16 protein-coding genes are annotated in these 15,150 nt (G+C 41.8%); 12 read left to right on the forward strand and 4 right to left on the reverse strand.

Features of this window, described 5'->3' with window-relative positions:
• Window positions 1-283: 283 nt before the first annotated feature.
• On the forward strand, window positions 284-817 hold the full coding sequence (locus PHN32_02145; GenBank protein ID MDD3776396.1) for a nitroreductase family protein: 534 nt from the start codon (window positions 284-286) through the stop codon (window positions 815-817).
• Window positions 818-842: 25 nt separating this feature from the next.
• Window positions 843-3,449, forward strand: coding sequence for a CBS domain-containing protein (locus tag PHN32_02150; GenBank protein MDD3776397.1), 2,607 nt, complete (start codon window positions 843-845; stop codon window positions 3,447-3,449).
• On the opposite strand, the gene PHN32_02155 is transcribed toward PHN32_02150, so the two are convergent.
• Window positions 3,414-4,196 carry an acyl-CoA dehydratase activase gene (locus tag PHN32_02155; GenBank protein ID MDD3776398.1) on the reverse strand — a complete coding sequence of 261 codons (783 nt, stop codon included), beginning with the start codon at window positions 4,194-4,196 and terminating at the stop codon, window positions 3,414-3,416. The genes PHN32_02150 and PHN32_02155 overlap by 36 nt on opposite strands.
• Before the next feature lie 350 nt (window positions 4,197-4,546).
• Here PHN32_02155 and PHN32_02160 point away from each other — a divergent pair, with 350 nt between their 5' ends.
• Window positions 4,547-5,953 (forward strand): trehalose-6-phosphate synthase, encoded by a 1,407-nt coding sequence (locus tag PHN32_02160; protein MDD3776399.1) that lies wholly within the window; start codon window positions 4,547-4,549, stop codon window positions 5,951-5,953.
• 14 nt (window positions 5,954-5,967) lie between these two features.
• Entirely contained in the window at window positions 5,968-6,756 is a 789-nt protein-coding gene (gene otsB, locus PHN32_02165; protein ID MDD3776400.1) for a trehalose-phosphatase, read from the forward strand.
• On the opposite strand, the gene PHN32_02170 is transcribed toward otsB, so the two are convergent.
• From PHN32_02170 to PHN32_02180, 3 genes are read right to left on the reverse strand one after another with little or no spacing between them, the layout of a single operon-like run.
• A complete protein-coding gene (locus PHN32_02170) occupies window positions 6,731-7,999 on the reverse strand; it encodes a 2-hydroxyacyl-CoA dehydratase family protein (GenBank protein MDD3776401.1) in 1,269 nt (422 codons plus the stop codon). The two genes, otsB and PHN32_02170, sit on opposite strands and share 26 nt — an antisense overlap.
• The gene (locus tag PHN32_02175; GenBank protein MDD3776402.1) at window positions 7,999-9,063 is read right to left on the reverse strand and encodes a 2-hydroxyacyl-CoA dehydratase family protein; all 1,065 of its coding nucleotides are present in this window, start codon (window positions 9,061-9,063) and stop codon (window positions 7,999-8,001) included. Before PHN32_02175 ends, PHN32_02170 begins: the two co-directional genes overlap by 1 nt.
• On the reverse strand, window positions 9,053-9,574 hold the full coding sequence (locus tag PHN32_02180; protein MDD3776403.1) for a GerMN domain-containing protein: 522 nt from the start codon (window positions 9,572-9,574) through the stop codon (window positions 9,053-9,055). Before PHN32_02180 ends, PHN32_02175 begins: the two co-directional genes overlap by 11 nt.
• Window positions 9,575-9,722: 148 nt before the next feature.
• On the opposite strand from PHN32_02180, the gene PHN32_02185 reads away from it, so the two are divergent.
• The 8 genes from PHN32_02185 (at window position 9,723) to PHN32_02220 (ending at window position 15,145) form a co-directional block, all read left to right on the forward strand.
• Entirely contained in the window at window positions 9,723-10,241 is a 519-nt protein-coding gene (locus tag PHN32_02185) for a cysteine hydrolase (GenBank protein ID MDD3776404.1), read from the forward strand.
• 11 nt (window positions 10,242-10,252) lie between these two features.
• Window positions 10,253-11,431: a nicotinate phosphoribosyltransferase gene (locus tag PHN32_02190; GenBank protein ID MDD3776405.1), complete on the forward strand. Its 1,179-nt coding sequence runs from the start codon at window positions 10,253-10,255 to the stop codon at window positions 11,429-11,431.
• Window positions 11,432-11,433: 2 nt separating this feature from the next.
• Complete coding sequence (locus tag PHN32_02195) at window positions 11,434-12,105, forward strand: histidine phosphatase family protein (protein MDD3776406.1); 672 nt, start codon at window positions 11,434-11,436, stop codon at window positions 12,103-12,105.
• A 10-nt stretch (window positions 12,106-12,115) separates the two neighbouring features.
• Complete coding sequence (locus tag PHN32_02200; GenBank protein ID MDD3776407.1) at window positions 12,116-12,988, forward strand: mechanosensitive ion channel family protein; 873 nt, start codon at window positions 12,116-12,118, stop codon at window positions 12,986-12,988.
• A 121-nt stretch (window positions 12,989-13,109) separates the two neighbouring features.
• Window positions 13,110-13,397 carry a 30S ribosomal protein S6 gene (gene rpsF / locus PHN32_02205; GenBank protein ID MDD3776408.1) on the forward strand — a complete coding sequence of 96 codons (288 nt, stop codon included), beginning with the start codon at window positions 13,110-13,112 and terminating at the stop codon, window positions 13,395-13,397.
• A gap of 28 nt (window positions 13,398-13,425) precedes the next feature.
• Window positions 13,426-13,863, forward strand: a complete 438-nt coding sequence (gene ssb / locus PHN32_02210; GenBank protein MDD3776409.1) for a single-stranded DNA-binding protein — start codon at window positions 13,426-13,428, stop codon at window positions 13,861-13,863.
• 30 nt (window positions 13,864-13,893) lie between these two features.
• A complete protein-coding gene (rpsR, locus tag PHN32_02215; GenBank protein MDD3776410.1) occupies window positions 13,894-14,160 on the forward strand; it encodes a 30S ribosomal protein S18 in 267 nt (88 codons plus the stop codon).
• A 10-nt stretch (window positions 14,161-14,170) separates the two neighbouring features.
• Entirely contained in the window at window positions 14,171-15,145 is a 975-nt protein-coding gene (locus PHN32_02220; GenBank protein ID MDD3776411.1) for a DUF2232 domain-containing protein, read from the forward strand.
• Window positions 15,146-15,150: the final 5 nt, after the last annotated feature.

Here is a 15,150-nt window from a genome sequence, read left to right on the forward strand (position 1 = left end):
AAGCCCTTTGATCCCAGGGTGTTGCCAGCGGTAGCAGTAAGCGTAGCCAAGGCGGCAGTAGAAACTGGCTATGCTCCCCCGGATGTAGACCTGGATCTTATTGAAGGAAAGGCAAAGGACTTGATAGCTAAACTTCAATAACCAAAATTATAGTGGCAATAGTATTCAGGTAAAGGTAAGACCGGTTATAATTTTATTAAGCGGCTGGTAAGCCAGTGTAACCTGTAAGTAAAGTTGGATAAAAATATTTTGCTATTATATTATAGTTTTAGGAGGTATAACCATGAAATCACTGCCTAGTCTCATGGATATAATAGAAGCTAGAAAAAGTATTAGGAACTATAAACCTCAACCGGTAGAAGAAGAAAAACTTCAATATGTCTTACAGGCATTCAGGAAGGCTCCTTCTGCTAAAAATATCCAACCCTGGAAGCTAATAGTAGTAAGGGACCTTAAAAAGAAAAATGATTTGGCTATTGCCTGCAATAATCAGACATTTATTGCTGATGCCCCCATTATCATAGTAGCTTGTGCCAATGAAAAGGAGGCATACGGGGTTATGGGAGGCTATATGAGCAGTTTTTCTATAGATGTAGCCATAGCATTGGAACATCTGATGCTGGCAGCCGCAGAAATAGGTTTGGGGACCTGCTGGATTGGATCATTTAAGGAAAAACTGGTAAAGGATCTTATGGGTATTCCAGATAATATAAGGGTAGTAGCTCTAACTCCATTAGGCTATCCTTCCAGGGAACCAGGAGAAAGGGGAAGGAAACCACTGTCTGAGATTGTATGTTTTGACCGTTATATAGAATAAGACGCTGCCAGCCTGAGGCCAGGTAATGGAAATAATTGCCACACATATTAGCTCTGATTTTGATGCTTTTGCTGCACTGGTAGCAGCAAAAAAGATTTATCCTGAGGCTAAAGCCATCCTGCCTACTTCCATTAATCAAAATGTGAGAAAATTTATAGCCCTTCATGAAGAAGAGCTGCTAACCTTGCACGAAATATCTGATATAGACCTTAAAAAGGTAAACCGGATTATAATAGTAGATACCAGGATAGCCTCCAGGATAGGCCAGGCGGCACAGGTCCTTTCAAATCCTGGGGTAAAGGTCATAATATATGACCATCACCAGAAGACCGGCCAGGATATAAGGGGAGACTTTGACTATTCCCAAAACATAGGGTCCACCACCTCCATACTGGTGGAAATATTAAAGAAAAAAAACATACCCATAACTTCCCTAGAGGCTACCTTGTTGGCCTTGGGAATATATGAAGATACCGGTTCTTTTACTTATCCCAGCACTACTTTTCAGGATATGCAGGCAGCTGCTTATCTGCTAGAAAAGGGAGCCAACATCTATGTTTTAAACCAATTTCACAATATATCGCTTACTGAAGACCAGCATTACCTGCTAGAAGTTTTAATTGACAACATAGAGAAGATAAAAATAAAGGAAAAGGAAATACTGCTTTCCTGGGCCAAGGTAGACGATTATGTGGAAGGCCTGTCTGTGCTTACCAGAAAATTATCTCAGATTGAAGACATAAATACGGTCATTTGCTGGGCCCAGATGAAAGGCAAGGTATATATAGTAGGTAGAAGCTATGATCGGAGCATAGATGTATCGGATATACTCAGTTTTTTAGGCGGCGGCGGCCATCCCCAGGCGGCTTCTGCAGTAATGGAAGCTGACCAGTTTGGATTGATTAAGGATAAAATAGTTGGAGCTTTAAGCCAACAGATAAAAAGTCCGGTAAGAGCCAGGGATGTAATGTCTTATCCCGTAAAATATGTAAATGAAGACCAAACCATCGCTGAGGTAGATAAGATATTGAAAAAATACGGCCATTCGGGTATTCCTATTTTGGATAGTAATCTTAAGCTGGCTGGAATAATTACCAGAAAAGATATTGATAAGGCCATTAACCATAATCTCTCCCATGCTCCGGTGAAGGGATTTCGTTCACATTCGGTGGTTACAGCCAGTCCTTCCGATACTGTAGAATCTATACAGGATTTAATGATAGATAACGGAATTGGCAGGATACCTATTGTAGAGAAAGATAAAATGGTGGGAATAATCACCAGAAAAGATATACTAAGATACCTTCACGGCAGGGGTTTTGATCAGAAAGTAAAAATATTAGAAGACTCCATTACAAGATTAAGCCATCATTTTCCTCCCAGAATTCAAAATATATTAAATGCTATTTCAGCAGAAAGCCGACAGTTAGGCTATAAGGCATACCTGGTGGGAGGAATAGTGAGGGACATACTGCTGGATATCCCCAATCTGGATATCGATATTGTGGTAGAGGGAGACGGTATAGAGCTGGCCAGCAGGCTTCAGCAAAAAGTGGGGGGAAAAGTAGAAAGCTACCAAAAATTTAAAACAGCAGTACTGGTATTGGAACCCGGGCTACATATTGATATCGCTACAGCCAGGGTAGAATATTATACCAGTCCTGCCGCGCTTCCCAGCGTGGAAAGCGGCAGTATCCGCCAGGACCTAAGCCGGAGAGATTTTACCATAAACGCAATGGCTATATCCTTAGAGCAAGATAATTTCGGAACCTTACTTGATTTTTTCGGGGGCAGGAAAGACCTGGAGCAAAAAAAAGTGAAAGTACTGCATAAGATGAGTTTTATAGAGGATCCCACCCGGATATTCAGGGCAGTCAGGTTTGAACAAAGGCTTGGATTTAAGATAGATCCCCAAACTGAAAAACTAATACTTACAACTATTGATATGGAGATGGTATCACTCTTGGGGGGAGTAAGAATAAGGGATGAACTGGTAGCCATACTTCAGGAAAAAAATCCCTATAAGCCTATTAAAAGGCTTTATCAATTAGGAGCCTTGGCAAAAATCGGCTTAAAGCTGTCAGTAGACCATGATTTTAGCCAAGATATAAAGGAGGTTTTAAATTGGTCAGAAAAACTGAAGCCTTATATCGGGCCTGCCATAAAAAGATGGCGCCTGCTCTTTATAATGCTCCTAAAGCATGAATCGCTGCCGGTAGTAAGACAATGGTGCCTGGATATGAAAGTTAAAAAAAAGGATATCCAGGTAATTACCGATACCCTTACAGACTGGAAACAGGCTATTGATCTGCTGGCAGAACCTGTAAGCCAGAATTCTCTACTTTACCGCATTGCAAAAAAATACAGCAGCGAGCTGCTGGTTATTTGCTGTTCCTGGGGTAAAGTATATCAGAATAATGTTATCAAATATCTTTCCCAGTTACAGAATATCAAGCTTGAAATTGACGGAACAGCGTTAACTGGATTAGGCCATACGCCTTCTCCCGTATTTAGACTAGTTCTAGACAAGCTTCTGGCCCTAAAACTGGATGGTTTTATCCATAATCGAAAAGAAGAGTTAAGTTATGCTAAAAAACTATTTAATATCCATAGCCATAAGGGCCGCACCTAATGCTCCTACTATCTGGGGATCTTCAGGTATATAAATAGCAGAATCCAAAGTCTCTTCTAAAGCTTTGACCACTCCGGTATTTTTAGCCACTCCTCCAGTCATGCATACCGGTTCAGAAAAACCAACCCGGTCAATCATGGTATTTACCCGGTGGGCTATGGAATAAACCAAGCCTTTTATTATTTTATTTTTATCTACTCCGTGCCCAATAAGTGAAACTATTTCTGATTCAGCAAATACCGTACAGGTAGAGGTTATGTCCACTTTCTCTTTGGTGCTTAGAAATATTTCTCCAAAATGGGTTATATCAATTTCTAAAGCATGGGCCATCACCTCTAAAAATCTTCCGGTTCCGGCAGCACATTTATCATTCATCAGGAAATCAAAGGGATTGGAGTTTTCATCCAACCTTATAACTTTGCTGTCTTGGCCTCCAATATCTATAACCAGCCTGGTCTGGGGGTAGTAATACAAAGCCCCTCTGGCATGGCATGTTATTTCTGTAATGCTTTTATGGGCAAAGTCCACATTTATTCTTCCATATCCGGTGGCCACTGTCTTATTTATGTCTTCAGGGGTGATACCGGCATTATCAACAGCTTGCTTAAATACCTTGCGGGCTGCGGTCTTGCTGTTGGAGCCGGTCGGTATAATAGCATAACTTAAAATATGGCAGCTCTCCGGCTTCTTGGTTAAAATTACTGCTTCTGCTGAAACAGAACCTATATCGATTCCGCAGGTAATCATTATTTTCTCCTTGCCTTATAGTTACAAAATGCCCTGATTTACAGTATAAAGAAATTCAAATAAATTTAGATAATTCCTGCCAGCACCTGGCCGGCCTGTAATGCTGAGATTATCTTGACCAGGCTGCCTTAGGCGGCAGTGCTTCAGGTATCAATTTAATAACCTACCTGCCCTTAAATTTTTAGCACTGCCTGTCGCCGTGTTTAATAATAGCTAAAAAAAGGCAGATGTAAAAGGTTTTTTCAGCTGCAGGTGCTATTTAAAATCTGGGCTGTTTTAAAAAATAGCCATTACCATTTATAATATATATTAAATATTTAATTATTAATAAAGGACATCCATAATTAATCATGGGAAAACAACCGCAAAAGATTGTGCTGGTATCAAACCGGGTACCTTATAAGATAGTAAAAAGTAAAGCTGGAATAAAATACAAGAAAAGTGTAGGAGGTTTGGTCACCGCCCTGGATCCCATATTGGCTAAAAAAGGCGGACTGTGGCTGGGTTGGAACGGCCTGGTAGGAAAGAACAAGTATGCTGAAAAAACAGTGGAAATGGATGAAGGTTATTCAGTAAAGTTTTTAGGGCTGAGCAAACTTGATGTCAGGGATTTCTATCACGGATTTTCTAACCGTACCATATGGCCACTTTTCCACGGCTTTATATTCCAGAGTTATTTCGATATCAACTATTGGAAAGCTTACCAGAGGATAAACAAAAAATTTACTGAAAAGGTATTAGAGGAGGTAGGGGGAGATGAGATAATCTGGATACAGGACTATCATCTAATGCTGATGCCCGAGATGCTGAGAAAAGCCCTGCCCCAGGCTAAAATACTTTTCTTTTTACACATACCCTTTCCCTGCAATGAAATATTCAGGGTGCTTCCCTGGGATAAGCGCATATTGGAAGGGTTGTTAGGAGCAGACCTTTTAGGGTTCCAGACCTCCCGGGATGCCATGAATTTTATGTATAGCTGCAAGCAGGAATTAAAACTATTTGTAGATTATAAGGGCAAGCGGATAGAGACAGAAAATCAGGAAATACAGATAGATAATTTTCCCATTAGCATAGATTTTAACCATTTTGACAGGATAGCCAAGAAAAGCTCCACCCAGCACATGGTAAGGGAATTTAAAAAGGCACATAAGAATGTAAAATTGATAATAAGTGTGGAAAGGCTGGATTATACCAAAGGCATAAAGGAAAGACTGCATTCTATCAAACGCTTTTTTGAAAAATATCCTGAATACAGGAAAAAAGTAATATTTATACAGATATCGGTCCCTAGCCGCACCAAGATATTAGAATACAGGCAGTTCAAGCAGGAAATTGACCAATTGGTAGGCAATATAAACGGGGAGTTTGCTGATGAGCTATGGACCCCTGTAAATTATATTTATAAAACCATACCCCAGGAAGTGCTGGTTTCTTACTATAAAGCCTCTGATATCTGCTTGGTAACGCCACTAAGGGACGGTATGAACCTGATAGCCAAAGAATATGTAAGCTGTAAGCCTGATGGCAATGGAGTGCTGGTACTAAGTGAATTTGCAGGCTCAGCAGAAGAAATGAATAAACATTCCTTAATGGTAAACCCTTATGATTTTGAAGAAGTCGCTGACAGCATTAAAAGCGCTCTAGAGATGGACTCCAGCCAGAAGAGATCCAAGATGCTGGCCTTAAGAGATATTGTGAAAAGTAATGATGTCTATAACTGGGCCCATAGTTTTTTAAACCATGGCACTAAAAGGTGATAGCTATCCAGCATTTGTTTGATCGTTTAGACAGGATAATAATCCAAGCCCAGGCAGCTTCCCATATATGTTTATTTTTAGATTATGACGGTACCTTGGTAGGGATAAAAAAATATCCCTCGGATGCCCGGCCTTCCATTAAAACCAAAATTATTTTATCCAGATTAATTTCTAGCCGCAGAATTGAGCCGGTGCTGGTTTCCGGAAGGCCTGTATCCCAACTGGAAAGTTTTTTTGGTGATATTGAAATTGGTCAGCTGGCCATGATAGGAAGCCATGGGGCGGAGATTAGGAAAGCAGGAAAAAAGCCGCATATCCTAGAAATAGCTAAAAAGCATATCTGTGCTCTTAGTGATCTAAAACAGAATGTTCTTAACATTACCGGTACCAACAGCTGCTTTTATGTGGAAGATAAGGCAGTTTCCCTGGCCATACATTATCGCAACTGTCCTGCCGGCAGCCTGGATATTTTAGATAAAATAAGGAAAAAATTGCAGGATTATACCAGTAGGCTTCCCCTGGAAATAATAGAAGGCAAGAAAGTAATAGAGGTTAAATCAATGGCCATAAACAAGGGCACAGCCATAAAAGAATGGATCCAGTACAGCTGCTCCGGCCAGGATAATTTGGTCCTATGCATAGGGGACGATGTTACTGATGAGTTTATGTTTGAAGCCAACCGGTACGGTTTAAATATAAAGGTTGCTGCCAAACCAAATATCCAGTCCGTAGCCCCCTATTACCTTAGGGGGGTAGGGCAGGTCCAGCAGTTCCTGCTCAAATTGATCCCAGCAGTTCCATAAAACCCTGAATGCGGGTTTGCAGCTGCCCGGGGGAGTAATTATTCTGATCCACACAATCCCCATCAATTATTAACACCGGAAGCCCTTGGCTTCTAAGGTGGTCCTTAATTAACCTGGCTGCAGCGTTATTTTGGCGGCATCCCCAATGTGAAAACAGGATAGCCCCATCCATATGGTAATCGGCGGTCAGTTGGGAGATAACCTTCAATCTGTTGTTTATGCTTCCTCCCAAGTAATGGGAAAGCATTTTAACGGCCAGGCTTCTGAAAGGTGTAGCCGGATCCAGTTGGGGCCAGTATACATGGTTTATTTCCTCGAAAGCTACCATGCAGTTACCCTGAGCTAAAAGGGAAAATATTTCATTTTTGTAATAGGGTTTTAAATGAAGCCAAAGCAGTCTCTTTTTAGGGGCAGGATCATCAGCTTTCCGGCCCAAAAGGCTTAATTCCTTATACATTTTTTTATATAAGGATACTGCTTGCGGTGTGCCGGCCATGCCGTGGAAGGGCAGTATGAAATTAAGCCCGTTATAGTCGGATGGATACACATTTAGGTTTTTTCTGACCTCATTTACTTTCAAGGCCCAGTATCTGAAGCGGTTGGAGTTTTCAATAGCTGTAGAAAGGGCATCAAGGTCTACCTTACGGCCCAGCTTGTTACTTATTTTATTACTTATTTGCTCTAACTGGGAGCTGACATAATCTACAGCTTCCGGATTGAAGTGGTAAGGGATGTCTATTAAATGATAATCTTTTTCCATCTTGAATTTATGGGCATAACCGTAGAAAGATTTCTGAGCTGCATCGCAGGCTAAATTGGTACATATGATAGCCTGCGGCCGGGGAAAAAGATTCAATTCCACCGCTCCCGAAGCGCTGCGGTGAAAAGTGCACAGGTCCGGGGAATACCAATGGCTGTTAGCTTTTTTTAAGGTATTGGGCGCAATTCCCATTCCTGCCGTAAAGCCGGCCAGGACCTCAGGAAGAAAGGGAACCAGTCCCAATCCATGTAATAATTCATAAGGCAGGAACAGTGAGCCATAGGCTACCGGAGCACCGTCTCTATAGGCTTTGGACATGGCTTCTATGCTGTAGATATTAAGGTATTTGTCTGATATTGATTTAAAGGTAGAACCAAACATCATAAGTACCGGCCTTTTGCCGGCAATGGATAAGAATCTTTTAATATAGTTCTGGTTAAGATTGTTTTTTATGGTAGTTTTAAGTTTATCCCTAACTCCCATTACAGCATCTCCAAAAAAGCTTCCAGCCGGGTCCTGATTTGCCCTTCAGGAAAATTATTAAACTCAAGTTCCAGGTTGAGTATGGGAAGGCCCAGGTTTTGTTTGGCCAAAGGGTAAAAATAAAGGGTGTTGTCGCAGAATTTAAGGCTTACAAATATTATGGCCTGTACCCCAAAATCATCTATAGCCTGTTTCAGGCTGTCAACCTTGGTTCCCAAATCAGCCATTCTCATGCATAATGGTTTTTGCAGGTATGCGCTGGCCAGGGCATAAAAAGGCTGTTGCCGGTAATCGGTTACTTCAAGGTCAAAGTAGCGGCTTAAGGTGCAAACATCATCATAAACCAGTTGGCAGTCCAGGTCTGAAAGGATATTCCACCACTGGTCCTGGCTAATAAAATTACCTATCAGCATTATCCTGGGACCTGTACCTGGTTTTTTTACAGTGGCTGGCAGGCCTGCCAAGAAATCTTTCAGCCAAGGATTAAAAAATTGGGGATGTATGACCGCAGAACCCCTGACCAGCTGATAGTAATGGTTTAGGCTCAGCCGTTGTTCCCGGTAGGCCTGCCTCAGCTGGCGCAGACCTTTCTTTTTTTCATTTACCACCGCTATAGCTTCACTTAATCTTTTATCGTCTGCTTGGTTGCCAGATATATTTTCCAGCATGTTTAAGAATTTTTTTAACAGAGTTTGATAAAAAGATATAGAGTCAGCTCCGGCCAGCCGGGGGATATCCAAAAAAAAGGAAGGGAGCTGGGGAAGGTAGGCTTCAATTGCGTCATAAAGCCTTCTAGAACCGTCGCAGGAATTGGCAATTACTACCCCTTGCAGCCTGTCTGCTTCTAGCAGAAGCTGTGACAGGTTGGCCTTGATATAGGGACAAAAGTTTATGGGAAGATAACTGTCTGCACGCCTGGAATCAGGCACCCCATATAAGCGGTAAGGGCTAAATCCTGCAGCTATGATTAATTCTTCCGGGGTGTAGGTACACATCCAGGCCCATAAATTACGGTCTTTATGGTAAAGATTTTCTGGTATAAGCTCCCGGTAATCATTGCTCATTACTTAATATTATTCCTTCATTAGTGCTAAATTCTTCATACAAACCTATATGTCCCCAGAAGTCTTCTATATTGCTGCCGTCTATAGTACCCGAGCTTTTACCTTCTATGGTTATTTTTACCCTGCTGATTTCTTCGAATTGAGTAAGGGTATTGACAATAGAGTACAGGGCCAGTTTTTCAGTTGTAGAGCTATGGGGTATGGAGGTATCAGTCAAAATATCGCTGGAAAAATCTACTATTGCCAGCTGATCTTTTACCTGGACCTGTATTACCCGGGTACCGGCAGGAAGGGTAGCATAAAGATGGGAGGATTTTGGGCCATCTACCAGCTGCTCCAGGCTGGCCTGGTATATATTGGGGGAAGGCTTTATGGACCTGGTTTCAGCTGAAAGGTAAAAATCTCCCTCTGACTCCACTGCAAAATAGAGGCCTACAGTTTGTGCTGAACATGCGCTCAGCAGCAAGGCCATAAATATTAACGATATGGCCAATAGCCATTTCTTTTTCAATTCAATCACCTGCCCCTGGTATAATTTGGTATAAATATTAATGGAAAAGCATCGGTTTGTATAGGCTGTTATAAATATTTGTTACAAAATTTAGAACCTAAATGTTATTATATAATAGCTTGCACATAATATGTATAAGGTGGTGGTTATGAACAGAAAAGCCTTGATCATAATTGATATGTTAAATGACTTTGTGCGGGATGGAGCCCCCCTTAAAGTCCCCAGAATTGAAAATATAATAGTCCCCATACAGAGAGAAATAGAGTCGGCCAAGATAAATAGTATCCCTGTAATATATTTATGTGACAGCCACTTGCCCCAGGACCCGGAATTTTTAAGGTTTCCGCCCCATGCGGTTCAGAATACGGAGGGAGCCAGGATAATTCCTGAGCTAAAACCCCAGGGCAGCGATATCATAGTTAAAAAAAGCACCTTTTCAGCTTTTTATCAAACCGAACTTAACCGGGTACTTAAAACCATGAACATAGTCCACCTTATAATTACCGGTTGTGTTACCAATATATGTGTTTATATGACTGTATTTGAAGCCTTGGTAAGGGGTTATGGAGTGGATGTAGTGGCAGATGCAGTGATAGGTTTAAATGACCGGGATCACCGTTATGCCTTAAAACAGATGAAAGATGTATTGAAAGTAAATATTACCTAAAGGAAGTGCCTATGTTTTATATGGCTTCTCCAGATGATATTAAAAACGGTAAGGTAACTGACATTTATTTTAAGAGGTCCGAGACCATACTAAAATCACTAAACCGGGATGTAGAGGTGAAAGCAGAGGTTTTCTTAAAGAAATTACCCAACAATTATAGTTGGGGAGTGCTGTCAGGCATAGAGGAAAGCCTAAGGCTGCTGGCGGACAGCAAAAAAATTTCGGTAAGATGCATGCCGGAGGGTACCATATTTAAAGAATATGAGCCGGTAATGGTAATAGAAGGTAAATATTTAGACTTTGGCGTATTTGAAACAGCATTATTGGGTTTCTTATGCCAGAGCAGCGGTATTGCTACCAAGGCTGCCCGGTGTAAATTAGCGGCTCAGGGTAAACCTGTTTACAGTTTTGGGGCAAGAAGGGTGCATCCTGCCATTACTCCCATGGTAGAAAGGTGTGCCTATATAGGAGGGGCAGAGGGGGTTTCCACTGTAATGGGAGCCCAGGTAACCGGTACTCAGCCGGTAGGAACCATGCCCCATGCCCTGATACTTATAGTGGGGGACACGGTAGAGGCTACCCGCGCTTTTGATGAAATTATCTCCCCCCAGGTAAACCGAATAGCATTGATTGATACTTTCCAGGATGAAAAGTTTGAAGCCATAAGGGTCTGCCAGGCTCTGGGAAACCATATTTACGCGCTAAGGCTGGATACCCCCGGCTCCAGGAAGGGTGACTTTTTAAAAATCCTGGAAGAAGTAAGGTGGGAACTGGACATAAGGGGGTTTGAGTCGGTAAAACTGGTAGTCAGCGGCGGCCTGGATGAAGCAGAAATTGCTCAGCTAGGTGCGGTAGCAGACTCCTTTGGGGTAGGAACTGCCATTTCTGGTGCCAGGGTACTGGATTTTTCTATGGATATAGTAGAGATAGAAGGCAAACTGATAGCCAAAAGAGGGAAAATGTCTGGGGCCAAGAAAGTAATAAGGTGCCCCCAATGTTTTCAGGATAAGGTAGTGCTTGAACATACCGCTGCTCCAAACATGAATTGTTCCCAATGTGGTTGCGCTTACCAGGAATTGTTTGTGGATGCTATTAAAGATGGTAAACTGGTAGCTGATTTACCCCCGGCATCCCAGATAAGGGAGAGGGTAATAAGACAGTTAAACGGAATGCAATGGCAAGGTGAATAGGTTTGGGAGTAAAGCTTTTCCTAATAAGGCACGGTCAGACATTATGGAACCTGGAAGGAAAATACCAGGGTGACAGGGATATTGAACTAACTGGCCTGGGCATAAGGCAGGCAGGGCTGGCCCAGGAATACCTCCGAGATGTTGATTACGCTAGTATTTACTCCAGTCCATTAAAAAGGGCTGTAGTTACCGCAGAAATCATTAATGCCGGCAGGGATAAAAAAATAATAATCCGCAATGACTTAAAGGAAATTGATTTCGGCCGGTGGGAAGGCCTGACCTTTGATCAGATAAATACTAGGTACCATAAGGATTACCAGGCCTGGCTGGAAGATCCCTATGCCAATGCCCCTACCGGGGGAGAAGATTTTACCAATCTTGTATCCAGGACATCCCAAGAAATAAACCGTATAGTGGCTGAAAACAAAGAGGGATCGGAAGTCATGATATGTACCCATGGGGGAGTGATTGTAGCCCTGCTGGTATGGTGGCTTAAAGTACCACCAGAGAGGTGGAGATCACTTATCCAATACCAGGGGGCCATTAATATAGTGGTCATTCACCAGGGTTTCCCCTATATATCCCAGATTAATTACAACGGACATTTGAATAAAACCTACTGCCATGAGCAAGACAAGGTAATAAATATTTACAGCAAGTTAAAAGACGATTAGGGAGATAGATATGAATGAAGAAGCCCAGGAAGTAATTTCAGGTAATCTAAGCCAAAACTTTTTGGACAATTGGCTCAATATAGCTATTGTTTTAGTTATACTGGTCATAGTGGTACTGATAGTAAAAGTAATATCCAATAAGATTAAAAGGATTTTTGAACAGCGTATCAGCAATGAAAAGATGGAAATCAAGAAACGTACCTATACCTTTACCTCCGTATTGACCAACCTGATAATTGTGGGCAGTGTAGTAATTGCCATAATGATAATAGGCATACAACTGGGAATCAATGTTACCCCCCTGCTGGCTGGAGCTGGAGTGGCAGGCATAGTAATTGGTTTCGGGGCCCAAAGCCTAATAAAAGATATAATAAACGGAACCTTTATCCTATTTGAACAGTGGTTCCAGGTAAATGACATAGTTACCATAAACGATACTTCAGGCACTGTAGAAAAATTTAATTTAAGGACTACCGTCTTAAGGGATATTGAAGGGGTGGCCCATTATATTCCCAATGGGGAGATTAGTATTCTTAGTAACAGGACCCATATATGGTCGCGGGCCATGATAGAGGTAGGGGTTCATTACAAAGAAAGCACTGACCGGGTAATAGGTGTGCTGGAGCAGGTTTTTGATGAGCTTATGGCGGATAAAGAGTTTAGCTGTCACATATTGGAAAGGCCCCAAATACTAGGTAAGGGAGGAGTGGACAGCCTGGCCGATTCAGCAGTGATGTTTAAAATAATCTGTAAGGTGGTTCCCCCCAACCAGTGGGATATTGCCCGGCAGCTGCGAAAAAGAATTAAGGATAAGTTTGACCAGGAAGGCATAGAGATACCTTATCCCTGCAGGAATGTGTACATGAGGCAAGAAAAGCAGTAAAAGTTATTGATAAAAACCCTTAAATGTTATAATATCCCTGTGGACAACAGAATATTTATATTCTTCTGCCCTGGTCCAGAACCAGGGCCTAATTAAAAAATTAGTCCATAGGAGGAAACAATTGAGAAATTATGAACTTGCGCTGGTTTTTGATCCTTCCCTTGATGAACAGGGGATAGAGGATGAGCTTTCCAAGATTACCAAAATCATTGAAGAAGGCCAATCCAAGGTAGATGATATTGACAAATGGGGGATTAAAAAACTGGCTTATCCCATCAAAAAACAGGAAAACGGCTTCTATTGTTTTGTCCATTTTCAAGCAGAAGGTGAACTTCTGGATGAATTGGACCGGGTAAACAGGATTAATGACATGATTCTGAGACACCTTATAATCAAACTTGATCAATAATTATTTTAAACCATAAAGAGGGGAAATTATGGCTTATGGAGTAAACAATGTTTCAATACTGGGAAACCTCACCAGGGATCCGGAGTTGAGGTTTACCCCCAACGGCACCCCTGTGGCTGCGTTTGGCATTGCGGTCAACCGCAGGTATCAGGATAAACAGTCAGGTGAATGGGTAGACGACCCTTCATTCTTTAATGTATCGGTATGGTTTAAACTGGCTGAAAATTGTGCCGAAAGCCTGTCCAAGGGAGACAGGGTGCTGGTATCTGGCCGGCTTAACCAAAGAAGCTGGGAAGCCAAAGATGGACAAAAAAGATCCACGGTGGAAATAGTGGCCGATGTGGTAGCACCCAGCCTGGAGTTTGCTTCCTGTAAAATTAACAGGAATGCCAGGGAAGAAGGCGGTTATCAAGCCAGCCAGACAGATGAAGAAGTTGATTTTACTGATGAAGACATACCGTTTTAAGGTTAAATTTTAAAGAAGGAGTGTTTTTAATTGGCTAAGAAAAAAAGAAGAGATAGAAGAAGCGAATCATTATCAGCCCTTAATCTCAAACAGAGAAAGAGGTACTGTTATTTTTGTAAGGAAAATATAGAAGATATTGATTACAAGAATGTTAATGTATTAAGGAAGTTTATTTCTGATAAGGGTAAAATAAGGCCCAAGAGGTCCAGCGGAAATTGTGTTCAGCACCAGAGGAAAGTAGCTATTGCTATTAAAAGGGCCAGGGAGCTTGCCCTTTTACCATATTTTAAAAGATAGGTAATCTTTAATGTCCTTTGATAATTTGAATAAACCAGCAGTAAAAAGGCCGAATTTATTTTTGCTGGCGCTGTTAACCTTTCTGGCTACAGGGGTTTCCCTGATGGTGCCCCTGGCCGGCGTGGTGGGAGGGGCCCTGATTCCTGTACCGGCTACTATTCTGGTTGTAACCGGAAGAAAAAGAGATGCGGCCATATGTGCGGGCCTTGGTTTGCTACCCGTATTGTTCCTAAATTATGCCATGTTTGCTGCATTGGCTGTTTTTTTGCTGGGTACTGCCTTTCTATACTATTGGCTGGAGCAAAAAAAGTTGATACCTTTAAAGTCAGTATTACTGATTTTTTCAGTATTGGCGGTTTCCCTTTTACTTTATCTAGGGCTTCTGATGGCCATAAACGGATCAGGTGTATGGGCTCAGTATTTAGCAAATTACCGCGATTATGTAAGCAACCTGGCCAATGATCCGGCTATTGGAAGCTATGGCCGGCTGATAACTGCAGACGGCCAATTTGAACTGGTAATAAGCCAAACCCAAAGGTTGTTGCTGTTTATCCCCAAAATTGCAGCGGGAATAATTTTAGCAGCTACATTCTTTACAGCAATAGTAAATTATGCCATTAGCGGTGCTGTATTGAGTAAATACGGAACCAATCTAAAGAGACTGCCCCCATTCGTAAGCTGGGATTTGCCCTGGAATATGGTTTGGGGACTTATAGCGGGGATTTTATTTTTGCTGATCCCTTCCTTTACCAGCCTGAACAGCGACTGGCTATATATATTAGGAACCAACCTGTTAATTGTGTTTGGTTTTGTATACCTGGTGTTGGGAATTTCTGTTTTATGGGGAATTTTTGAAAAATACAGGGTTCGGATGCTGTGGAGAGTTATTGTTTTGGTACTGTTGGTTTTTTCAGGTTTTTTATTCTTACTTCTGCTGTTGGGACTGACTGATGTCTGGGTTAATATAAGGAAATTAAAAAGATAAGAACT

This window comes from Actinomycetota bacterium (genome assembly GCA_028698215.1).
Taxonomy (GTDB): Bacteria; Actinomycetota; Humimicrobiia; order Humimicrobiales; family Humimicrobiaceae; genus Halolacustris.

What these genes read in the sequence shown, in the direction of transcription:
- PHN32_02220 (MDD3776411.1), top strand. Translation starts at nt 14,171, where the DNA reads ATGTCCTTTGATAATTTGAATAAACCAGCAGTAAAAAGGCCGAATTTA.
- PHN32_02150 (MDD3776397.1), top strand. Translation starts at nt 843, where the DNA reads ATGGAAATAATTGCCACACATATTAGCTCTGATTTTGATGCTTTTGCT.
- PHN32_02170 (MDD3776401.1), bottom strand. Translation starts at nt 7,999, where the DNA reads ATGGGAGTTAGGGATAAACTTAAAACTACCATAAAAAACAATCTTAAC.
- PHN32_02190 (MDD3776405.1), top strand. Translation starts at nt 10,253, where the DNA reads ATGTTTTATATGGCTTCTCCAGATGATATTAAAAACGGTAAGGTAACT.
- ssb (MDD3776409.1), top strand. Translation starts at nt 13,426, where the DNA reads ATGGCTTATGGAGTAAACAATGTTTCAATACTGGGAAACCTCACCAGG.
- PHN32_02185 (MDD3776404.1), top strand. Translation starts at nt 9,723, where the DNA reads ATGAACAGAAAAGCCTTGATCATAATTGATATGTTAAATGACTTTGTG.
- PHN32_02145 (MDD3776396.1), top strand. Translation starts at nt 284, where the DNA reads ATGAAATCACTGCCTAGTCTCATGGATATAATAGAAGCTAGAAAAAGT.
- PHN32_02160 (MDD3776399.1), top strand. Translation starts at nt 4,547, where the DNA reads ATGGGAAAACAACCGCAAAAGATTGTGCTGGTATCAAACCGGGTACCT.
- PHN32_02155 (MDD3776398.1), bottom strand. Translation starts at nt 4,196, where the DNA reads ATGATTACCTGCGGAATCGATATAGGTTCTGTTTCAGCAGAAGCAGTA.
- PHN32_02200 (MDD3776407.1), top strand. Translation starts at nt 12,116, where the DNA reads ATGAATGAAGAAGCCCAGGAAGTAATTTCAGGTAATCTAAGCCAAAAC.
- PHN32_02175 (MDD3776402.1), bottom strand. Translation starts at nt 9,063, where the DNA reads ATGAGCAATGATTACCGGGAGCTTATACCAGAAAATCTTTACCATAAA.